This window comes from Streptomyces sp. NPDC101132, from assembly GCF_044759225.1.
GTDB lineage: Bacteria > Actinomycetota > Actinomycetes > Streptomycetales > Streptomycetaceae > Streptomyces.
Window position 1 is genome coordinate 489584 of sequence record NZ_JBIVYX010000003.1, and the last position, 22104, is coordinate 511687.

At 72.7% G+C, this 22104-nt stretch carries 17 protein-coding genes; 12 read left to right on the forward strand and 5 right to left on the reverse strand.

Translation table 11 applies throughout. The features are described 5' to 3' along the window. Positions 1 to 71: 71 nt before the first annotated feature. Together ACIQUR_RS09780 and ACIQUR_RS09785 are read right to left on the reverse strand one after the other, a co-directional pair. Entirely contained in the window at positions 72 to 728 is a 657-nt protein-coding gene (locus ACIQUR_RS09780; protein WP_403661037.1) for an MBL fold metallo-hydrolase, read from the reverse strand. Positions 729 to 737: 9 nt separating this feature from the next. Beyond that, positions 738 to 1427, reverse strand: coding sequence for a maleylpyruvate isomerase family mycothiol-dependent enzyme (locus ACIQUR_RS09785; protein WP_403661040.1), 690 nt, complete (start codon positions 1425 to 1427; stop codon positions 738 to 740). Positions 1428 to 1600: 173 nt separating this feature from the next. Here ACIQUR_RS09785 and uvrA point away from each other — a divergent pair, with 173 nt between their 5' ends. Further along, complete coding sequence (gene uvrA, locus ACIQUR_RS09790; RefSeq protein ID WP_403661043.1) at positions 1601 to 4567, forward strand: excinuclease ABC subunit UvrA; 2967 nt, start codon at positions 1601 to 1603, stop codon at positions 4565 to 4567. A gap of 147 nt (positions 4568 to 4714) precedes the next feature. Here uvrA and ACIQUR_RS09795 read toward each other — a convergent pair whose 3' ends face one another. Next, on the reverse strand, positions 4715 to 5506 hold the full coding sequence (locus ACIQUR_RS09795; protein WP_403661046.1) for an alpha/beta fold hydrolase: 792 nt from the start codon (positions 5504 to 5506) through the stop codon (positions 4715 to 4717). 102 nt (positions 5507 to 5608) lie between these two features. Continuing rightward, positions 5609 to 6481, reverse strand: coding sequence for a carbohydrate kinase (locus ACIQUR_RS09800; protein WP_403661049.1), 873 nt, complete (start codon positions 6479 to 6481; stop codon positions 5609 to 5611). A gap of 109 nt (positions 6482 to 6590) precedes the next feature. Between ACIQUR_RS09800 and ACIQUR_RS09805 the strand changes: the two genes are divergently transcribed. Beyond that, positions 6591 to 7013 carry a Rieske (2Fe-2S) protein gene (locus ACIQUR_RS09805; RefSeq protein ID WP_403661052.1) on the forward strand — a complete coding sequence of 141 codons (423 nt, stop codon included), beginning with the start codon at positions 6591 to 6593 and terminating at the stop codon, positions 7011 to 7013. Between the two features lie 22 nt (positions 7014 to 7035). On the opposite strand, the gene ACIQUR_RS09810 is transcribed toward ACIQUR_RS09805, so the two are convergent. Continuing rightward, positions 7036 to 7992: a hypothetical protein gene (locus ACIQUR_RS09810; RefSeq protein WP_403661055.1), complete on the reverse strand. Its 957-nt coding sequence runs from the start codon at positions 7990 to 7992 to the stop codon at positions 7036 to 7038. A gap of 279 nt (positions 7993 to 8271) precedes the next feature. Between ACIQUR_RS09810 and ACIQUR_RS09815 the strand changes: the two genes are divergently transcribed. From ACIQUR_RS09815 to tpiA, 10 genes are all read left to right on the forward strand, one after another. Next, the gene (locus tag ACIQUR_RS09815; RefSeq protein WP_403661058.1) at positions 8272 to 8916 is read left to right on the forward strand and encodes a papain-like cysteine protease family protein; all 645 of its coding nucleotides are present in this window, start codon (positions 8272 to 8274) and stop codon (positions 8914 to 8916) included. Positions 8917 to 8921: 5 nt separating this feature from the next. Next, on the forward strand, positions 8922 to 9707 hold the full coding sequence (locus ACIQUR_RS09820) for a hypothetical protein (protein WP_403661457.1): 786 nt from the start codon (positions 8922 to 8924) through the stop codon (positions 9705 to 9707). Positions 9708 to 10318: 611 nt separating this feature from the next. Further along, the gene (gene uvrC / locus ACIQUR_RS09825) at positions 10319 to 12355 is read left to right on the forward strand and encodes an excinuclease ABC subunit UvrC (RefSeq protein WP_403661061.1); all 2037 of its coding nucleotides are present in this window, start codon (positions 10319 to 10321) and stop codon (positions 12353 to 12355) included. Then, positions 12352 to 13287: an RNase adapter RapZ gene (gene rapZ / locus ACIQUR_RS09830; RefSeq protein WP_403661064.1), complete on the forward strand. Its 936-nt coding sequence runs from the start codon at positions 12352 to 12354 to the stop codon at positions 13285 to 13287. The genes uvrC and rapZ overlap by 4 nt, the downstream gene beginning before the upstream one ends. Beyond that, positions 13284 to 14369, forward strand: coding sequence for a uridine diphosphate-N-acetylglucosamine-binding protein YvcK (gene yvcK / locus ACIQUR_RS09835; RefSeq protein WP_403661067.1), 1086 nt, complete (start codon positions 13284 to 13286; stop codon positions 14367 to 14369). The genes rapZ and yvcK overlap by 4 nt, the downstream gene beginning before the upstream one ends. Then, entirely contained in the window at positions 14360 to 15349 is a 990-nt protein-coding gene (gene whiA, locus ACIQUR_RS09840; RefSeq protein WP_399940174.1) for a DNA-binding protein WhiA, read from the forward strand. Before yvcK ends, whiA begins: the two co-directional genes overlap by 10 nt. A 368-nt stretch (positions 15350 to 15717) precedes the next feature. Continuing rightward, positions 15718 to 18693, forward strand: coding sequence for a M14 family zinc carboxypeptidase (locus ACIQUR_RS09845; RefSeq protein ID WP_403661071.1), 2976 nt, complete (start codon positions 15718 to 15720; stop codon positions 18691 to 18693). 187 nt (positions 18694 to 18880) lie between these two features. Next, entirely contained in the window at positions 18881 to 19885 is a 1005-nt protein-coding gene (gene gap / locus ACIQUR_RS09850; protein ID WP_403661074.1) for a type I glyceraldehyde-3-phosphate dehydrogenase, read from the forward strand. A 125-nt stretch (positions 19886 to 20010) separates the two neighbouring features. Continuing rightward, complete coding sequence (locus ACIQUR_RS09855) at positions 20011 to 21222, forward strand: phosphoglycerate kinase (protein WP_403661077.1); 1212 nt, start codon at positions 20011 to 20013, stop codon at positions 21220 to 21222. A 3-nt stretch (positions 21223 to 21225) separates the two neighbouring features. Next, positions 21226 to 22002: a triose-phosphate isomerase gene (tpiA, locus tag ACIQUR_RS09860; protein ID WP_403661080.1), complete on the forward strand. Its 777-nt coding sequence runs from the start codon at positions 21226 to 21228 to the stop codon at positions 22000 to 22002. Positions 22003 to 22104: the final 102 nt, after the last annotated feature.

The window sequence follows — 22104 nt, forward strand, 5'->3', positions numbered from 1 at the left end:
GGACCCGTACCGGGTACGCGGAAAGCCCTCCCGCGGGGTGCGGGAGGGCCTTCCGTACGCGGGCGCGCGGCCTACCAGCCGCGCTCGCGCCACTCCGCCAGGTGCGGGCGCTCGGCGCCGAGGGTGGTGTCGTTGCCGTGGCCCGGGTAGACCCAGGTCTCGTCCGGGAGAGGGCCGAAAAGCTTCTGCTCGACGTCGTCGATCAGGGACGCGAAGGCCTCCGCGTCGCCCCGGGTGTTGCCGACGCCGCCGGGGAAGAGGCAGTCGCCGGTGAAGACGTGGGGGTGGCCGTGCGGGTCGTCGTAGACGAGGGCGATCGAGCCCGGGGTGTGACCCACCAGGTGGCGCGCGGTCAGCGAGACCCGGCCGACGGTGATCGTGTCACCGTCCTCGACGAGCACCTCGGTCGCCACCGGGATGCCCTCGGCGTCGTACCGGCCGGCGTACGTGCGCGCACCGGTGGCCGCGACCACCTCGGCCAGCGCGCCCCAGTGGTCGCCGTGCTGGTGGGTGGTGACCACGGACGCGATGCCGTCGTCGCCGATCAGGTGCAGCAGGGTCTCCGGCTCCGCCGCGGCGTCGATCAGCAGCTGCTCGTCGGTGGCCCGGCACCGCAGCAGGTAGGCGTTGTTGTTCATCGGGCCCACGGCGACCTTGGAGATCATCAGGTCCGTGAGTTCGTGCACGTCGGCCGGACCGCCGACCTTCACCGCTCCGCTGTACGTCATGTCGGCAGCCTATAGCGGGGGCAGGGCGGGGAGCGTGCCGCCGTCGACGGTGAGCGCCGCGCCCTTGTCGCCGCGGCCCGCCAGCCAGCCCAGGATGTCGGCGGAGGTGCCGCGCACGGTGACTGGGGTGCCCTCCGCGGAGCCGGTGTGCCAGCTGCCGCCGTCCGTCGCGACCAGGGCCACGGGCGGGACCTCGGGGCGGTCCGACCAGCGCTCGGCCAGGAACTCGATCTCCCGGGCGGTGAACTCGGCGGGCAGGTCCGCGAGCTCGTAGCCGATGCCCAGGTCCACGTGGTGCAGCTCGACCTCGACCAGGCGGCGGAAGGGGACGCGCGCCGCGCTGTCCGTGACGCCGTTGCGCAGCTCGACCGTCCGTGACCAGTCAGCGGGGACCTCCGTCACGGCCTGCCAGCGGTCCGCGGAATCACGGACGTCCGTCAGCTGTTCTTCCAGAGTGCGTCCCGCGTCGCGCTCGATGTCCGCGTCCCGGGCCTCGGCGCTCGTGTACATGGGGCGGTCCTCGAACACGTTCACGAGGGCGTCCGCGTTACGTGCGAGATGGGCCAGGATGTGGCCCCGGGTCCAGCCGGGCAGACGTGACGGCTCGGCGAGGGACGCGTTGTCCAGTTTGGCGACCGCGCTCAGCAGTCGGTCGGTCGCCTCACGTACGGAGTGCAGGTCGTGCACATGATCAATCATGGCGCCGACGATAGCGCCGCCACCCCTTCGGGTGAAGGAAGCCTTCGCGCGCCATAAATCGAATGCGCGTGCTATACGCTCGGAAGTCGAACCTCGATACAGCTTCGTGGCACCCCCCATACCCTGGGACGGGGGCCCGTTCCCCCGCTCTCTCTAGAAAGGTGCGGACCGGCGTGACCGACCGTCTCATCGTTCGTGGCGCTCGCGAGCACAACCTGAAGAACGTCTCGCTCGACCTGCCCCGCGACTCGCTCATCGTCTTCACAGGACTCTCCGGGTCGGGCAAGTCCTCCCTCGCGTTCGACACGATCTTCGCCGAGGGGCAGCGCCGGTACGTCGAGTCGCTCTCCTCGTACGCCCGCCAGTTCCTCGGCCAGATGGACAAGCCCGACGTCGACTTCATCGAGGGCCTCTCCCCGGCCGTCTCGATCGACCAGAAGTCCACCTCGCGCAACCCCCGCTCCACGGTCGGCACGATCACGGAGGTGTACGACTACCTCCGGCTGCTGTTCGCCCGCATCGGCAAGCCCCACTGCCCGGAGTGCTCCCGGCCGATCTCCCGGCAGTCGCCGCAGGCCATCGTCGACAAGGTCCTCGCGCTGCCCGAGGGCAGCCGCTTCCAGGTCCTCTCGCCGCTGGTGCGCGAGCGCAAGGGCGAGTTCGTCGACCTCTTCGCCGACCTCCAGACCAAGGGCTACAGCCGCGCCCGGGTCGACGGCACGACGATCCAGCTCTCCGAGCCGCCGACGCTGAAGAAGCAGGAGAAGCACACCATCGAGGTGGTCGTCGACCGCCTCACCGTCAAGGACAGCGCCAAGCGCCGCCTGACCGACTCCGTCGAGACCGCGCTCGGCCTCTCCGGCGGCATGGTCATCCTCGACTTCGTCGACCTCGCCGAGGACGACCCCGAGCGTGAGCGGATGTACTCCGAGCACCTCTACTGCCCGTACGACGACCTCTCCTTCGAGGAGCTGGAGCCGCGCTCCTTCTCCTTCAACTCGCCCTTCGGCGCCTGCCCGGAGTGCACCGGCATCGGCACGCGCATGGAGGTCGACCCGGAGCTGATCATCCCGGACGAGGACAAGTCCCTCGACGAGGGCGCGGTCTCGCCCTGGTCGCTCGGCCACACCAAGGACTACTTCGCGCGGCTGGTCGGCGCCCTCGCCGACGAGCTCGGCTTCCGGACCGACATCCCCTGGGCGGGCCTCCCGCAGCGGGCCAAGAAGGCGCTGCTGTACGGACACAAGACCCAGATCCAGGTGCGGTACCGCAACCGCTACGGCCGCGAGCGCGCGTACACCACGGCCTTCGAGGGTGCCGTGCCCTTCGTCAAGCGGCGGCACTCGGAGGCGGAGAGCGACTCCAGCCGCGAGCGCTTCGAGGGGTACATGCGCGAGGTGCCGTGCCCGACCTGCGAGGGCACGCGCCTGAAGCCGATCGTGCTCGCCGTCACGGTCATGGAGAAGTCGATCGCCGAGGTCTCGGCGATGTCGATCAGCGAGTGCGCCGACTTCCTCGGCCGGCTCCGCCTCGACGCCCGCGACAAGAAGATCGCCGAGCGCGTCCTGAAGGAGGTCAACGAACGCCTCCGCTTCCTGGTGGACGTCGGCCTCGACTACCTCTCCCTCAACCGCGCCGCGGGCACCCTCTCCGGCGGCGAGGCCCAGCGCATCCGGCTGGCCACCCAGATCGGCTCCGGCCTCGTCGGCGTGCTCTACGTCCTCGACGAGCCGTCCATCGGCCTGCACCAGCGGGACAACCACCGCCTCATCGAGACCCTGGTCCGGCTCCGCGACATGGGCAACACCCTGATCGTCGTCGAGCACGACGAGGACACCATCAAGGTGGCCGACTGGGTGGTCGACATCGGCCCCGGCGCCGGCGAGCACGGCGGCAAGGTCGTGCACAGCGGCTCCCTCAAGGAGCTGCTGAAGAACGGCGACTCGATGACCGGCCAGTACCTCTCCGGCAAGAAGTCGATCGCCGTCCCCGACGTCCGCCGCCCGGTGAACGGCGAGCGGAAGCTCACCGTGCACGGCGCCAAGGAGAACAACCTCCGGGACATCGACGTGTCCTTCCCGCTCGGGGTGTTCACGGCCGTCACCGGCGTCTCGGGATCGGGCAAGTCCACGCTGGTCAACGACATCCTGTACACGCACCTGGCCCGCGAGCTGAACGGCGCGCGCACGGTGCCCGGCCGCCACACCCGGGTCGCCGGCGACGACCTGGTCGACAAGGTCGTCCACGTCGACCAGTCGCCGATCGGCCGCACCCCGCGGTCCAACCCGGCCACCTACACGGGCGTCTTCGACCACGTCCGCAAGCTCTTCGCCGAGACGATGGAGGCGAAGGTCCGCGGCTACCTCCCCGGCCGCTTCTCCTTCAACGTCAAGGGCGGCCGCTGCGAGAACTGCTCCGGCGACGGCACCATCAAGATCGAGATGAACTTCCTGCCGGACGTGTACGTCCCGTGCGAGGTCTGCCACGGCGCCCGGTACAACCGCGAGACCCTGGAGGTCCACTACAAGGGCAAGTCCATCGCCGAGGTCCTGGACATGCCGATCGAGGAGGCCCTCGACTTCTTCGAGGCCGTCCCGACCATCGCCCGGCACCTGCGCACGCTCAACGAGGTCGGCCTCGGCTACGTCCGCCTCGGCCAGTCCGCGCCGACCCTCTCCGGCGGCGAGGCCCAGCGCGTGAAGCTCGCCTCCGAGCTGCAGAAGCGCTCGACCGGGCGCACGGTCTACGTCCTGGACGAGCCCACCACCGGCCTGCACTTCGAGGACATCTCGAAGCTCATCAAGGTGCTCTCCGGCCTGGTCGACAAGGGCAACTCGGTGATCGTCATCGAGCACAACCTGGACGTCATCAAGACCGCCGACTGGGTCATCGACATGGGACCCGAGGGCGGTTACGGCGGCGGCATGGTCGTCGCCGAGGGCACGCCCGAGCAGGTCGCCTCCGTCGGCGCCAGCCACACCGGCAAGTTCCTCCGGGACATCCTCGGGGCCGACCGGGTCTCGGACGCGACGGTGCCGGCGGCGCGCTCCGCGAAGAAGGCGGCACCGCGCAAGACGGCGGCACCGCGCAAGACCGCCGCGAAGAAGACCACGGCGGCCTCCCGGGCCAAGAAGAGCTGAGCGGGCGGGTGCCGCACCCCGGCACCCACCCCGAGCACGCGGGCGGGGCCCGGTCCACCACTCGTGTGGACCGGGCCCCGCCCGCGTCGCATCCCGCGTCGCATCCCGCGCCGGACCCCCGAGGGGCGTCCGGCGCGACCGCGCCCGCTACGCCGCGCGCCGCATGGCCACCCGGGCCATGAACGGCACCGCGGCCGCCGCGACCTGCGACGGCCGGTCCAGCATCGGGTAGTGCCCGGCCTCGTCGATCAGGACCACCTCACCGCCGGTGCGCTCGCCGATCCACTCCGCCTCGGTCAGCGGGTCCGGCCCGAAGTGCGGGTCCGTCCCGCCCACCACGACCTGCACCGGCACCCGCAGCGCACCGAGCGCCGCCTCGGCCGGCCCCGCACCCGCCGCGATCATGGCCCGCAGGGCGGCCAGGTGCCCCGGCTGCCGCAGCGACTCCGACAGCTCCCGCCGCGCGTCGGCGAAGTCCTCCGGCTTGTCCTTCGGGAACAGCCCGGCCCACTGCCGCGTCCACGACCGTACGAACCGCCCGGCCCGCAGCCCCGAGCCCGCCCCGGCGCGGACGAACGGCGCCAGCAGCACCAGCCCGCCGAACAGCCCCGGCTCACCGGCGGCCGCGACCACCGCCGCACCCGCCGCGTTCGCATGCGCCACCACGAACGCGGGCCCCGCGTCCAGGTGCCGCACCAGGGCCCGCAGATCGCCCGCCAGGGCGTCCTGCCCGTACTCCCGCTCACCCGCACTCGACGCGCCCGACCCGCGCAGATCGCAGGTGACCACCCGGAACCCCGACTCGCCCAGACCGGGAGCCAGGAACCGGTACGCGGCGCGGGTGTTGCCCAGCCCCGGCACGCACACGACGAGCGGCCCCTCGGCCCCGTTGTCGTCGTACGCGATCCGCCCGCCGTCGTACTCCAGGAATTCCGTCACTGTGGTCCCTTTTCGTTCTGGGGTGCCATTGCCCGGTCCAAGCGTCGCCGACCGGTGCCGTGATCGTAAACTCCGGAATTTCGCCGCCTTGTTGGCGGTCCGTCACAATTCCGCCGCATACGGCGGCTCGGCCCCCGCGCGGGTGCAGGTCAGGGCGGCGGCCCGGGCCGCGAAGTCCAGCACGGCGGGCCAGTCCGGCCGTTCGGGATCCGGCGCCCCCAGCAGCCGGTGCAGCAGCGCCGCGTTCACCGTGTCCCCGGCCCCGATCGTGTCCGCCACCGCCACCCGCCGCGCCGGCACGGAGTGCTCCGCACCCTCCCGCGTGCGCACCGTCATCCCCTCCGCACCCCGGGTCAGCACCACCGCCCGGGGCCCGGCCGCCAGCCACCGGTCCACGCTCCCGCCCAGCCAGGCCGCGTCCTCCTCCGAGAGCTTCAGCAGCGAGACGTACGGCAACCAGCCCAGGAACCGCGCCCGGTACGCCTCGGGATCCGCGATCAGCCCCGGCCGGATGTTGGGGTCGAGCAGCGTGAACACCCCCCGCCCGGCCTCCCGGCGCAGCAGCGCCTCGTACGCGCCGGCCCCGGGCTCCAGCACCAGGGAACAGGTGCCCAGCGCCAGGCCGCGTACCCCGGACGGCAGCTCGGGAAGGGTGAAGAAACGGTCCGCCGTGCCCTCGGTGTAGAAGCTGTACGCCGCCGAGCCGTCCGGCCCGACCGAGGCCACCGCCAGCGTCGTCGGCTCGGGCCCGCGCTGCACCAGCGAGCAGTCCACCCCCGCCGCACGCAGCCCGGCCAGCAGCGTCTCCCCGAACGCGTCCGTCGAGACCCGCGAACAGAACGCCACCCGGTCCCCGAGCCGCCCCAGCGCCAGGGCGGTGTTGTACGGCCCGCCGCCCGGGCGGGGCAGCAGGGCCTCCACCGGCCCGGGCGCGGGCACGAGGTCGATCAGGGCTTCTCCACCGACGACGATCACGGGGCGAACGTATCCCAGACCGCCCCCGCACCGGCAGCGCCGGTATCGTCGGAGGGGTTTCCGCGCCCTCGCGGCCACCGCGACCACCCTCCGGACCCCGGGAGAGACCATGGCCCAGCCCGCCGCCCGCCGAACCGTGCTCAAGGGCGCCGCCGCGCTCGCGGGTGCCGCCGGCGCCGGCATCTCGCTCGCCGCCTGCTCCACCGAGCCCGGCAGCACCGTCGACGCCGAGAAGCCCAGCGAGCCCCTGGACCTGGGTGCCGCGGAGGCCGTGCCGGTCGGCGGCGCGAAGCTGTTCCGCGAGCAGCGGCTCCTGGTCAGCCAGCCCTCGGCCGGGCAGTACCGGGCCTTCAGCGCCAAGTGCACCCACGCCGGCTGCATCCTGGACAAGATCGAGAACGGCGAGGGCAACTGCCCCTGCCACATGAGCCGCTTCGACGTCGCCACCGGCAAGGTGCTCGCCGGCCCCGCCCCGAGCCCGCTGCCCGAGATCCCGGTGAAGGTCGAGGGCGGCAAGCTCATCGCGGGCTGACACCACCGGGCCCGGCCGCCCGCTACTCCCAGTCCCAGCCGATGCCGAGGATCCCGCGCCGTACGCCGGTCTCCACCAGGTGCACGGCCCGGTGCCGCCCGCTCGGGGTCAGGTCCGCGACCTCCCCGCGCGGCGCGCCCGGGCCGGACTGGCTGAACCGCCGGCAGCGCACCGGCAGCGCGGCCTCGTCGAAGCGGACCTGGAGCACGTACTGGCCGCCCGCGTAGCTGAAGCCCCGCAGGTACTCGCTGCTGCGGCCGCCGGTGCCGTCCTCGAAGCCGTACCCGAAGAGGTACGTGTCCCCGGAGCGCAGCCGCGCGTCGAACAACAGCTCCGCGACCACCACACCGGTCTCCCGGTGCCAGCGCACCCGCCCGGTCCGGCAGTTCTCGTGGGCCCGCACCTCCACCCTCGCCGGGTCGCAGCCCGGGTCCCCGTGGTGGATCGCCAGGTACCGGTCCACCCCGTCGCGGTGCGCGCGCACCACGTGCTGCGAGTCGCGGCCGGTCAGCTCGTACCCCGCCCCGATCCGCACCCGCTCGTGGTGGCCCACCGTGTGCAGGCCGCCGTCCGACGGCCACTCCAGCTCCGCCAGCAGCCGCTCGACCGCGTCGCCCGCCGCCAGCAGCGCCGGGTACGGGCGGGCGGTCGGCCGACCGGGCTCCGTACGGGCCCCGGCGGGCAGCAGCAGCCGGGTGAGCGCGCCCGACGGCAGCTCCAGGATCGTCTCCAGCGCCCGCACCGCCTTGAGCGACTCGGGCCGCTGCGGGCGCCGGGCACCCTGCTGCCAGTAACTGAGGCTGGTCACGCCTACCTTGATGCCCCGGGACGCCAGCCGGTGCTGGACGCGGTGCAGCGGGAGCCCGCGCGCGGAGAGCGCAGCGCGCAGGGCGAGGTGGAAGGGGCCCGCGCGGAGCAGTTGCGCGAGCTCACCCGCCGCGGCCCCCGCATCGCCCCCGGGGTCGCTGGTGCGCCGCATTGGCGACTCCTCTGTGAATGTTCACGCCGGATGGGACGGAAGGTCCCACCGGTGGCGCCCGGGTTCCTGGTCGACGGAGGCCGGGCGTTCACATCGCAGCGTCACCGTTCACACTGCAATGTCACCTGGCATTGAACCGTGTTGACCTGATCGCGACAACACCTGATGCTCCTCCACAGCGTCCGGACGCGCTCCTCCATCCCCACACCCCCCGGGCCCCGCCGACCGGTTGCCGTCGGACGGCGGGCCCCGGGGGATCCCCACTCCGGGAGGAACGCGATGCGCAACAGAAACGGGCGGCTGTCCCTGGCCGCCCTCGTCACCGCCCTGCTGGTCGCCCTGCCCGCCGGCCCCGCCTCCGCCACGGCGGCCACCGGCCCGCAGGACGACGTACGGGCGAGCCGGCCCGCGCCGACGGCACCCGCCGCCCCGGCGGCCGCCCTCGCCTACAAGCGGCTCAACATCACCATGCAGGCGCAGCAGAAGACCAACTGGTGCTGGGCGGCCTCCGGCAACACGATCGCCACGTGGTTCGGCCGGAACTACTCCCAGAACCAGTTCTGCAACGCCGCCTTCAACCGCCAGCAGGGGTACGACTGCCCCAACTGGCAGGCCACGCTCGGCAACGTCCAGACCGGTCTGGACTGGGCCGGCATCAGCTCCGGCTCGTACGTGAACGGCTGGCTGCGCTACTCCACCGTGCAGAACGAGATCAACTACAACCGGCCGGTCGAGACCCGCATCCAGTGGTCGAGCGGCGGCGGCCACATGCACGTGGTCTACGGCTACGACGACGCGAACAGCTGGGTCTACTGGGGCGACCCGTGGCCGTCCAGCGACCGCTACAACTGGGCCTCCCACGCCTGGTACGTGAACAACAACTCCTTCTCCTGGACCCACTCGCTCTACCGGATCGGGGCGTGAGCACCATGACCTTCCGTGCCACCGCCGCCACCGCCCTCACCGGTGCCGCCGCCGCGGCCCTGCTGGCCCTCGCCCCGCCGGCGCAGGCCGCAGCCCCCCAGCCGCCCGGTGCGCCGGCTCCCGTCCCGGCCTCCGCGGAGAGCCTGGCCGCCGCCCGGGCCGCGGCCGCCGCGCCGGCCACCCTCTCCACCCTGTCCCGGTTCTTCTCCCGCGAGGGCAAGGTCTCGGCGGCGGCCGCCAGACCGCGCGTCGAGGGCGGGACGCTCGCCGTGCACTACCTGTCGCCCGACTTCGTCGCGGGCCGGGCCGGCGCGCCCGTCGCCCGGGTCGAGTTCCTGGCCAGCAAGGCCGTCGCCGCCGACGGGCAGCTCGCCTCGCTGTGGACCGCGCCGGTGGGCGGGTCCTGGCGGGTGGTGAACATCGCCACCGGCGACGACGAGTTCCGCTACGCCGCCGCGGGCGCCCGGGCCCTGCCGGGCGGGGTCGTCTTCCGCGAACCGCAGATCGACGCGTGGTACGTGGCCAAGGGGGCGAAGGTGCTCCCGCTGGACCAGGACGCGGTACGGGCCGTCGGCGCCCGGGGCACCACGCTCGCCGCCTACGGGGCGCGGGTGCGGGCGGCGTACGGCGACAAGCTGCCGGGGTCCGCGTACGCGCGGGCCGGCAAGGCCGGTGGATACGCGGCCGCGCCGGCTCCGGGTGCCGGCGGGGCCGTGGCCCTGCCGGTGGCTGCGGCGGGCGCGGTGACCGCCGCCGCCGCGCTCTGGCTCCGCCGCCGCCGCTCCGCCTGACGCCCCGGGGCGCGCCGCCCCGGCGCGCCCCGCCCCCCCGGCGGGGACGAACCCCACACCCCGCCGGGGGCCACTCCACCCGCCCCCGGGCGCTCCGCCCGCACCCCGCGGAGCCTCCGCCCGCACCCCGCGGACCTCCGCCCGCCCCCGGGGGCTTCGCCCGCCCCCGGGGCTTCCCTCCGCGCCTCCGAAGCCTCCCCCCCCCGCGCCTCCGGAGCCTCCGCCCGCACCCCCGGCGCTCCGCCCGCACCCCCGGCGCTCCGCCCCCACCCCGCGCCGGCAGCGCACCGGCATCCCCGCGCCGGCAGCGCACCGGTACCCCCGCGCCGGCAGCGCACCGGTACCCCCGCGCCGGCAGCGCACCGGTACCGCCGCGCTGGCGCACCGGCATCCCCGCGCGGGCAGCGCACCCGCAGGCCCCGGCCGCGGATCGGGCACCCGGCGCCTCCGCGGCCCGGCACCGCACCGCCCCCCCGCGGAGCCCCCGCACCGCCCCCCCCGCGGAGCCCCCGCACCGGCGCACCCGTGGCCCCCCGGGCGGTGTTCCGGGCGCCCTTGCCGGGTCCGTCGGATGGGCCGGGATGTCGGTGCCCGCCAGTAGGGTGGAGGGCATGGCCGACCCCTCCAGCTACCGCCCCGCGCCGGGCCAGGTTCCCGACTCGCCCGGTGTCTACCGGTTCCGTGACGAGCACCGCAGGGTGATCTACGTCGGGAAGGCCAAGAGCCTGCGCCAGCGGCTCGCCAACTACTTCCAGGACGTGGCCGGCCTGCACCCCCGCACCGCCACGATGGTCACCACCGCCGCCTCCGTCGAGTGGACCGTGGTCTCCACCGAGGTCGAGGCGCTCCAGCTGGAATACTCCTGGATCAAGGAGTACGACCCCCGCTTCAACGTCAAGTACCGCGACGACAAGAGCTATCCGTCCCTCGCCGTGACGCTCAACGAGGAGTACCCCCGCGTCCAGGTCATGCGCGGCCCCAAGAAGAAGGGCGTGCGCTACTTCGGCCCCTACGCGCACGCCTGGGCCATCCGCGAGACCGTCGACCTGATGCTGCGGGTGTTCCCCGTCAGGACCTGCTCCGCCGGCGTGTTCAAGCGCTCCGCGCAGATCGGCCGGCCCTGCCTGCTCGGCTACATCGGCAAGTGCTCGGCCCCCTGCGTCGGCCGCATCACCCCCGAGGACCACCGCGAACTGGCCGAGGAGTTCTGCGACTTCATGGCCGGCCGCACCGGCACCTACCTCTCCCGCCTCGAAAAGCGCATGCACGAGGCCGCCGAGGAGATGGAGTACGAGAAGGCCGCCCGGCTGCGCGACGACATAGGGGCGCTCCGCCGGGCGATGGAGAAGAACGCCGTCGTCCTGGCCGACGCCACCGACGCCGACCTGATCGCCGTCGGCGAGGACGAGCTGGAGGCGGCCGTCCAGATCTTCCACGTCCGCGGCGGCCGCGTCCGCGGCCAGCGCGGCTGGGTCACCGACAAGGTCGAGGCCGTCGACACCGCCGGCCTCGTCGAGCACGCCCTCCAGCAGCTGTACGGCGAGGAGCACGGCGAGGGCGTCCCCAAGGAAGTCCTGGTCCCCGCCCTGCCCGAGGACTCCGCCGCCGTCTCCCAGTGGCTCGCCGAGCACCGCGGCTCCCAGGTCAGCCTGCGCGTCCCGCAGCGCGGCGACAAGAAGGACCTGATGGAAACGGTCCGGCGGAACGCGGTGCAGTCCCTCGCCCTGCACAAGACCAAGCGCGCCAGCGACCTCACCACCCGCTCCCGCGCCCTGGAGGAGATCGCCGAGGCACTGGACCTGGACAGCGCGCCGCTGCGCATCGAGTGCTTCGACATCTCGCACCTCCAGGGCGACGACGTCGTCGCCTCCATGGTCGTCTTCGAGGACGGGCTGGCCCGCAAGAGCGAGTACCGCCGCTTCCAGGTGAAGGGCCGTGTCGGAGACACGCAGGTCTGGCACGGCACCGGGCAGGACGACGTGCGGTCCATGCACGAGGTGGTCTCCCGGCGGTTCCGGCGCTACCTCCAGGAGAAGCTGAAGACGGGGGAGTGGAGCCCGGAGGACGGCGACGAGCCCCGGCCCGAGGACGACGGCAGGCCGAAGCGGTTCGCGTACCCGCCCCAGCTCGTCGTGGTCGACGGGGGCCGCCCGCAGGTCGAGGCCGCCCAGCGTGCGCTCACGGAGCTCGGCGTCGACGACGTGGCCGTCTGCGGCCTCGCCAAGCGGCTGGAGGAGGTCTGGCTGCCCGGCGAGGACGACCCGGTGGTGCTGCCCCGCACCAGCGAGGGCCTCTACCTCCTCCAGCGGGTGCGTGACGAGGCTCACCGCTTCGCCATCCAGTACCAGCGCAACAAGCGCGGCAAGCGCCTGAAGGCGGGCCCCCTGGACGACGTACCCGGCCTGGGGGAGAGCCGCAAGCTGGCGCTGATCAAGCACTTCGGTTCGGTGAAGAAGCTGCGGCAGGCGACAATCGACCAGATCTGCGAGGTCCCGGGCATAGGACGCAAGACGGCCGAGACCGTGGCCGTGGCCCTCGCCCAGGCGGCCCCCGCGGCTCCTGCCGTGAACACCGCGACAGGAGAGATCATTGAGGACGAGACCCCCGCGCCCGCGGGGACCTCGGCCGAACGGGGGACGGAGCAATGAACGCACACGACCGAGACGGAGCACAGGTGAGTACGGGCACGAGCGTGGAGGCGGGTGAAGCCGCCGAGGCGGCCATCCCCGAGCTGGTGATCATCTCCGGCATGTCCGGAGCCGGCCGCAGTACGGCCGCGAAGTGCCTGGAGGACCTCGGCTGGTTCGTGGTCGACAACCTGCCGCCCGCGCTGATCCCCACCATGGTGGAGCTCGGCGCCCGCTCGCAGGGAAACGTCGCCCGGATCGCCGTCGTCGTCGACGTCCGCGGCCGCCGCTTCTTCGACAACCTCCGCGAGTCCCTGGCCGACCTCGACGGCCGCGGCGTGACCCACCGCGTCGTCTTCCTGGAGTCCTCGGACGACGCGCTGGTCCGCCGCTTCGAGTCGGTCCGCCGGCCGCACCCCCTCCAGGGCGACGGCCGCATCGTCGACGGCATCGCCGCCGAGCGCGACCTGCTGCGCGAGCTGCGCGGCGACGCCGACCTGGTGATCGACACCTCCAGCCTCAACGTCCACGAGCTGCGCGCCAAGATGGACGCCCAGTTCGCCGGGGACGAGGAGCCGGAGCTGCGCGCCACCGTCATGTCCTTCGGCTACAAGTACGGCCTGCCCGTCGACGCCGACCTCGTCGTGGACTGCCGCTTCCTGCCGAACCCGCACTGGGTCCCGGAGCTGCGCCCCTTCACCGGCCTCAACGAGGAGGTGTCGGGCTACGTCTTCAACCAGCCCGGCGCCAAGGAGTTCCTCGACCGGTACGCCGAGCTGCTCCAGCTCATCGCCGCCGGCTACCGCCGCGAGGGCAAGCGGTACGTGACCATCGCGGTCGGCTGCACGGGCGGCAAGCACCGCAGCGTCGCCATGTCCGAGAAGCTCGCCGCCCGCCTCGCCTCCGAGGGAGTCGAGACCGTCGTCGTACACCGGGACATGGGGCGCGAGTGACCGGCCGTAGCCTCCGGCTGCGCCGCCTGCGGCGGCTCACGCCCGGGCTCGGCGAGGACGCCGCCCGGGCGCGCCGCAGGCGCGGCGCCCAGCCCAAGGTCGTCGCGCTCGGCGGCGGCATGGGCCTGTCCGCCTCGCTCGCCGCGCTGCGGCGGATCACCGGCGACCTGACGGCCGTCGTGACCGTCGCCGACGACGGCGGCTCCAGCGGCCGGCTCCGCGAGGAGCTGGGCGTGCTGCCGCCGGGCGACCTGCGCAAGGCCCTCGCGGCGCTGTGCGGGGACGACGACTGGGGCCAGACCTGGGCGCGGGTCATCCAGCACCGCTTCGCGAGCAAGGGCGAGATGCACGGCCACGCCGTGGGCAACCTGCTGATCGTCGCGCTCTGGGAGCAGCTGGGCGACCACGTCAGCGCCCTCGACCTGGTCGGGCGGCTGCTGGGGGCGCAGGGCCGGGTGCTGCCGATGTCGGCCGTGCCGCTGGAGCTCCAGGCCCTGGTCAAGGGGCACGATCCGGAGCGGCCGAACGACGTGGACGTGGTGCGCGGGCAGGCCACGGTGGCCCTGACCCCCGGCGAAGTGCAGTCCGTGCACCTGGTGCCGCACGACCCGCCGGCGGTGCCGGAGGCGGTCGAGGCGGTCCTCGACGCGGACTGGGTGGTGCTGGGTCCGGGATCCTGGTTCTCGTCCGTGATCCCGCACCTGCTGGTGCCGCAGCTGCTCGACGCGCTGGTCGAGACCAAGGCCCGGCGGGTGCTGTCGCTGAACCTCGCCCCGCAGCCCGGGGAAACCGATGGCTTCTCACCGCAGCGTCATTTGGAGGTTTTGGCCCGACACGCCCCTAAACTCGCCCTGGACGTGGTGCTGGCCGACCAGGCTGCCGTGCCCGACCGCGAGTCCCTCGCCGATGCCGCCAAGCGGTTCGGTGCCGCGGTCGAGCTGGCACCTGTGGCGGCGCGGTCTGGGGGCAGCTCCCAGGCCGACGGCTCCGGGGGTGGCTCTGCCAGGCACGACCCGGAGCTGCTGGCGGCCGCGTACGACCGTATTTTTCGGATGCATGGAAGGATCGGCCCATGGCGATGACGCCTGCGGTGAAGGACGAGATCTCCCGTCTCCCCGTCACCCGCACCTGCTGCAGGAAGGCGGAGGTCTCGGCGATCCTGCGCTTCGCGGGCGGGCTGCACCTGGTGAGCGGCCGCATCGTGATCGAAGCGGAGCTGGACACCAGCTTCGCGGCGCGCCGGCTGAAGAAGGACATCCTGGAGATCTTCGGGCACAGCTCGGAGCTGATCGTGATGGCGCCCGGCGGGCTGCGCCGCGGCTCCCGCTTCGTGGTCCGCGTGGTCGCCGGCGGCGACCAGCTGGCCCGGCAGACCGGCCTGGTCGACGGCCGCGGGCGGCCCATCCGGGGCCTGCCCCCGCAGGTGGTCTCCGGGGCCACCTGTGACGCGGAGGCGGCCTGGCGCGGCGCCTTCCTCGCGCACGGCTCGCTCACCGAGCCCGGCCGTTCCTCCTCGCTGGAGGTGACCTGCCCCGGTCCGGAGGCCGCCCTTGCCCTGGTCGGCGCGGCGCGCCGGCTGTCCATCGCCGCCAAGGCCCGCGAGGTCCGCGGGGTCGACCGGGTGGTCGTCCGCGACGGCGACGCCATCGGCGCCCTGCTCACCCGCCTCGGCGCGCACGAGTCGGTGCTGGCCTGGGAGGAGCGGCGGATGCGCCGCGAGGTGCGGGCCACCGCCAACCGGCTGGCCAACTTCGACGACGCCAACCTGCGCCGCTCGGCGCGGGCCGCCGTGGCCGCCGGGGCGCGGGTGCAGCGCGCCCTGGAGATCCTCGGCGAGGAGGTGCCCGAGCACCTCGCCGCGGCCGGCCGGCTGCGCATGGAGCACAAGCAGGCCTCCCTGGAGGAGCTGGGCGCGCTCGCGGACCCGCCGCTGACCAAGGACGCGGTGGCCGGCCGGATCCGCCGTCTGCTGGCCATGGCCGACAAGCGGGCGCAGGACCTGGGCATCCCGGGCACGGAGTCGAACCTCACCGAGGAGATGGCCGACAACCTGGTCGGCTAGGCGGCGCCGGACGGTACGGGTCCGGGGCCGGTGGTCGCGTACGTACGTGCGTACGCGCGCCGGCACCGGACCCGCCCCGTACGCCGCGCGCCGGCCGGGCCCGTACGCAGGCCCCGGCCGGTGGGCGGGGTCGCCGCCCGGGACCGTGCCGCGGACCCGGGCGCACGCCTCGGACACGCACCACCCGCACGCGCGGTGGACACCGCCCCGGGCGCCCCGAAACGCCTCGGGTGTCCCACCCGTCCCACGCGTCACCAGGGCCCTCCACCCGGACGGACCCACTGCCCGAGGCCTTCTTGACATGACCATGCACCACCGTAAGCCTGGCGTCCGCACGCTTTCGTGACGGACGACAGCAAGGGGGGCACATGAGGCGCAGAGCGGGCTCGATCCTCGCCACCGGCGCACTGATCCTCGGCTCGATGGCCGCCGTACCCGCGGCACTGGCCCAGCCCGGCCCGGCCGCAGCGCCGGAGGCCGGACCCGCGGCCGCCGACGAGGTACGGGTCTACCAGGCAGACATCACCCAGCAGCAGGTCCCGCTGGTCCTCGCGGCCGGCCAGGACGCACACGAACTGAGCGAACGACCGCCCGCCGGCGGCACCGCCCGCGTCGAGCTGTTCCTCACCGGCGGCCAGGCCCGCGCCCTCGGCGCCCAGGGCGTCAGGCTCACCGAGCGCACCGTGTCGCCGAGCGGCCTGGCGCGCGCCCGCGCCGCCGGGGACGGGGTGTACCGCCCGTACAGCGGCAAGGGCAACATCCAGGAGGAGATCGTCCGCACCGGCCAGTCCCACCCGGGCCTGACCAAGGTCGTCTCCATCGGCAAGACCGTCAAGGGCCAGGACATCCTCGCGATCAAGGTGTCCAAGCGGGCCAGGACCACCAAGGACGGCGCCAAGCCCGCCGTGCTGTACATGTCCAACCAGCACGCCCGCGAGTGGATCACCCCGGAGATGACCCGCCGGCTGCTCCACCACTACCTCGACAACTACGGCAAGGACCAGCGGATCACCCGCCTGGTGGACACCACCGAGCTCTGGTTCCTGATCTCCGCCAACCCCGACGGGTACGACTACACGCACGCCCCCGACGGCGAGCGGCTGTGGCGCAAGAACCTCCGGGACAACAACGGCGACGGGAAGACCACCACCGGCGACGGCGTCGACCTCAACCGCAACTTCGCCTACAAGTGGGGCTACGACAACGAGGGTTCCTCGCCCGTCACGTTCAGTGAGACCTACCGCGGCTCCGGCCCCAACTCCGAGCCCGAGACCGTCGCCCTCGACCGCTTCCAGAAGCGCATCGGCTTCGAGTACGGCATCAACTACCACTCCGCCGCGGAGCTGATCCTCTACGGCGTGGGCTGGCAGGTGGCCACCCCCACCCCGGACGACGTCCTCTACAAGTCGCTGGCCGGCACGCCCGAGAACCCGGCGGTGCCCGGCTACTACCCGCAGGTCTCCTCGGAGCTCTACACGACCAACGGCGAGGCCGACGGCCACGCGGGCAACGTCAACGGGATCATGATGTTCACCCCGGAGATGACGACCTGCCAGACCGCCTCCGACCTCGACCCGAACGACCAGTGGCGCGCCGAGGACTGCCCGTCCGGCTTCAACTTCCCCGACGACGAGAAGCTGATCCAGGGCGAGTTCGCGAAGAACATCCCCTTCGCGCTCTCGGTGGCCGAGACCGCGGCCCACCCCGACCGGCCCTCCTCCTCGGTCGGCCTGACCGCCGCCGACTTCACGCCCGACCCCTTCACCACCTCCTACGCCCGCGGCGGCGACCAGCAGGTCGCGGTCACCGCGCGCTCGTCGCTGCGGAACAAGGAACTCAACTACCGGATCAACGGCGGCCGCACGCACGACGAGGACCTGGCGCCCTGGCGGGGCGGCGAGCGCTACGGCGGCACCGACAACCTGTACTTCGACCAGTACCGCGCCGAGGTCGAGGGCGCCCGCCCCGGCGACACCGTCGAGGTCTGGTTCACCGGCCGCACCCGCACCGGCGCCCGGGTGTCCAGCGAGCACTTCACGTACACCGTCGCCCGGCGCCCCCGCGCGGACGTCCTCGTGATCGCCGAGGAGGGCGCGGCCGCCCAGCACGCCCAGAAGTACGTCGACGCGCTCCGCTCCGCCGGCCGCTCCGCGACCGTCTGGGACGTAGCCGCACAGGGCGCGCCGCACGCGCTGGGCGTCCTGTCCCACTTCCGCACCGCCGTCCACTACACGGGCGCCCAGGCCCCCTCGGGCCCCACGCAGCTCGCGCTCCGCGACTGGCTCAACGAGGGCGGCCGGCTGGTCGAGGCCGGTGAGCTGGCCGGCGGCGGGGCCCAGGTCGGCCGCGCCGTCACCAACGACTTCAGCCAGTACTACCTCGGCGCCTACGGCCGTACGAGCGCCCGCGGCGCCACCGGCTTCGGCGGCGCGGGAGCCCTGGCCGGCGCGACCGGCCCGCTCGGCGACGCCCCCGGTGACCCCGGGAACCCGCTGAACGCCGCCGGCGCGTACACCGTCACCTCCGACACCCTGCCGCCCGCCACGTTCCCCCAGTTCGGCAGCGCGCAGGCCGGCGCGTACGCCGGTGTCGTCAACCCGTACGCCCCCTACCGCGGCAGCGGCATGGCCGCCGCCACCCACGAGGACGACGACTGGCGGCGCCTGGTCCGCACCGTCGACCTCACCGGCGTCACCGCGGCCGACCGGCCCGAACTGCGCCTCGCCCTGAACTGGAACACGGAACCCGGCTACGACCACGCGCTGCTGGAGGCGCACACGTCGGGCGCCGACGACTGGACCACCCTCCCCGAGGCCTCGGGCCTGACCTCCTCGACCGTGCCCGAGGAGTGCGCGGCCGGGTTCTTCATCAACGACCACCCCTTCCTCTCCCGCTACCTCACCCTCGCGTCCGGCGGCTGCTCCCCGACCGGCTCCAGCGGCGCGTGGCACAGCTTCACCGGCTCGTCCGGCGGCTGGAAGGAGGTCGCCTTCGACCTCAGCGCGTACGCGGGCAAGAAGGTGGAACTCGCCCTCTCCTACGTCACCGACCCCGGATCGGGCGGCCGCGGCGTCTTCGCCGACGAGACCCGGCTGGTCGTCGGCGGCGCGGACCGCGACACCGAGGGCTTCGAGACCTCCCTCGGCGGCTGGACCGCCCAGGGCGCGCCCGCCGGAAGTCCCGAAGTTCCGGGAGATTGGTCCCGGTCCGGGGAGCTGTTCAAGTCCTACGCGTCGGTCACAACGCGTGACACGGTCCTGCTCGGGTTCGGGCTCGAACACCTCGCGAACCCGCAGGACCGCTCCGTACTCATCGGTAAGGCCCTCAGGTCCCTGCACCGCTGACTCTGCGTGACGGGACCTTGGGTCCCGGGCGGCCTGTTCCTGCCCCATTGGTACAGGCCGTCCCCGCGCGTCCACGCCCTCTCGATGTCACTCAAAGGCTCACGGAGAGGTAGGGTCGGAGGCGGTCGGGGACATCCCATACAGCTCGCCGGCGCACAGACCGGCGCACATACGAGGAGATCGGTTCGTGACGATCCGCGTAGGTATCAACGGTTTTGGCCGCATCGGCCGCAACTACTTCCGGGCGCTCCTGGAGCAGGGGGCGGACATCGAGATCGTCGGTGTCAACGACCTGACTGACAACGCCACTCTGGTGCACCTGCTCAAGTACGACACCATCCTCGGCCGCCTGAAGCAGGACGTCAGCCACACCGAGGACACGATCACTGTCGGTGGCAACACCTTCAAGACCTTCGCCGAGCGCGACCCCGCGAACCTCCCCTGGGGCGAGCTGGGCGCCGACATCGTCATCGAGTCCACCGGCATCTTCACGAAGAAGGCCGACGCCGCGAAGCACATCGCCGCGGGCGCGAAGAAGGTCCTCATCTCGGCCCCGGCCACGGACGAGGACATCACCATCGTGATGGGCGTCAACCACGACAAGTACGACGCGGCCAACCACCACGTCATCTCCAACGCCTCCTGCACCACCAACTGCGTGGCGCCGATGGCCAAGGTCCTCGACGAGAACTTCGGCATCGTCAAGGGCATGATGACCACGGTCCACGCCTACACCAACGACCAGCGCATCCTGGACTTCCCGCACAAGGACCTGCGCCGCGCCCGTGCCGCCGCGGAGAACATCATCCCGACCTCGACGGGTGCCGCGAAGGCCACCGCCCTGGTCCTCCCGCAGCTCAAGGGCAAGCTGGACGGCATCGCCATGCGCGTCCCGGTCCCCACCGGCTCGGTCACCGACCTGGTCATCGAGCTGGACCGCGAGGTCACCAAGGACGAGATCAACACCGCCTTCCAGAAGGCCGCCGAGGGCCAGCTGAAGGGCGTCCTGGACTACACCGAGGACGCCATCGTCTCCTCGGACATCGTGAACTGGCCGGCCTCCTGCACCTTCGACTCCTCCCTGACCATGGTCCAGGGCAAGCAGGTCAAGGTCGTCGGCTGGTACGACAACGAGTGGGGCTACTCCAACCGCCTCGTGGACCTGACGGTCTTCGTCGGCGGCCGGCTCTGAAGCAGGGCTAGGAACACCACGATGTGAAGCACAGGGTCCGGCCGGCGCAACGGAGCGCCGCCCGGACCCTGTAGTTTTCCTGTCGTTCTTCGCCCCGTACGGGCGCCAAAGGAGTCAGAAACAGCATGAAGACGATCGACGAACTTCTCGCCGAGGGCGTCTCCGGCAAGCGGGTCTTCGTCCGCGCCGACCTCAACGTCCCGCTCGCGGACGGCGTGATCACCGACGACGGCCGCATCCGCGCCGTCCAGCCGACCATCGCGAAGCTCGCCGAGGCCGGCGCCCGCGTGGTCGTCGCCTCCCACCTCGGCCGCCCCAAGGGCGCCCCCGACCCGGCCTTCACCCTCGCCCCGGCCGCCCGCCGCCTCGGCGAACTGCTGGGCACCGAGGTCGCGTTCGCGACCGACACCGTCGGCTCCTCCGCCAAGGAGACCGTCGCGGCCCTGGCCGACGGCCAGGTCGCGGTCATCGAGAACCTGCGCTTCAACGCGGGCGAGACCAGCAAGGACGACGCCGAGCGCGGCGCCTTCGCCGACCAGCTCGCCGAGCTCGCCGACCTGTACGTCGGCGACGGCTTCGGCGCGGTGCACCGCCGGCACGCCTCGGTGTTCGACCTCCCGGCGCGCCTCCCGCACGCCGCCGGCTACCTCATCGCCACCGAGGTCGGCGTCCTGAAGAAGCTCACCGCCGACGTGAAGCGCCCCTACGTGGTCGTGCTCGGCGGCGCCAAGGTCTCCGACAAGCTCGCCGTCATCGACGAGCTGCTCGGCAAGGCCGACCGCATCCTGATCGGCGGCGGCATGGCGTACACCTTCCTGTACGCCAAGGGCTACGAGGTCGGCATCTCCCTCCTCCAGAAGGACCAGGTGGAGAAGGTCACCGAGTACATGGAGCGCGCCGAGCGCACCGGCGTCGAGCTGGTCCTCCCGGTCGACGTCCTCGCCTCCGCCGAGTTCCCGGACCTCAAGGGCAAGACCCCGGCCGAGTTCGTCACCGTCGACGCGGACAAGATCCCCGCCGACAAGGAGGGCCTGGACATCGGCCCGAAGACGCGCGAGCTGTACGCGTCGAAGATCGCCGACGCCGAGACCGTCTTCTGGAACGGTCCGGTGGGCGTCTTCGAGCACCCCGACTACGCCGGCGGCACCCGCGCGGTCGCGCAGGCCCTGGTCGACAGCAAGGCCTTCACCGTCGTCGGCGGCGGCGACTCGGCCGCGGCCGTGCGCACGCTCGGCTTCGACGAGAAGGCGTTCGGACACATCTCCACCGGCGGCGGCGCCTCCCTCGAGTACCTCGAGGGCAAGGAACTCCCCGGCATCGCGGCACTGGAAGGCTGACCCGTGACCTCTCGCACCCCGCTGATGGCGGGCAACTGGAAGATGAACCTCAACCACCTCGAGGCCATCGCGCACGTCCAGAAGCTCGCCTTCGCCCTGGCCGACAAGGACTACGACGCGGTCGAGGTCGCGGTCCTGCCGCCCTTCACCGACCTGCGCTCGGTCCAGACCCTGGTCGACGGCGACAAGCTGAAGATCAAGTACGGCGCCCAGGACATCTCGGCGCACGACTCCGGCGCCTACACCGGTGAGATCTCCGGCCCGATGCTGGCCAAGCTGAAGTGCGCGTTCGTGGCCGTCGGCCACAGCGAGCGCCGCCAGTACCACGGCGAGAACGACGAGATCTGCAACGCCAAGGTCAAGGCCGCCTTCAAGCACGGGATCACCCCGATCCTGTGCGTCGGCGAGGGCCTGGACATCCGCAAGGCCGGCCAGCAGGTCCAGTACACGCTGAACCAGGTCGACGGCGGCCTCAAGGACGTCCCGGCCGAGCAGGTCGAGTCCATCGTGATCGCGTACGAGCCGGTCTGGGCCATCGGCACCGGCGAGGTCGCCACCCCGGAGGACGCGCAGGAGGTCTGCGGGGCCATCCGCGGCCGCCTGGCCGAGCTGTACTCCCAGGAGCTGGCCGACAAGGTCCGCATCCAGTACGGCGGCTCCGTGAAGGCCGGCAACATCGCGGCGATCATGGCGCAGCCCGACGTGGACGGCGCCCTGGTCGGCGGCGCGGCCCTCGATGCGGACGAGTTCGTCAAGATCGTCCGTTTCCGGGACCAGTGACCAGGTCAGTGAGTATGCGGTAGGGCGGATCCGTCGTACCCTTGCGGGGGCCAGGGGGCTGAATCAGCAGCCACTGGCCCCCGCTCTCGATAACCAAGGAAG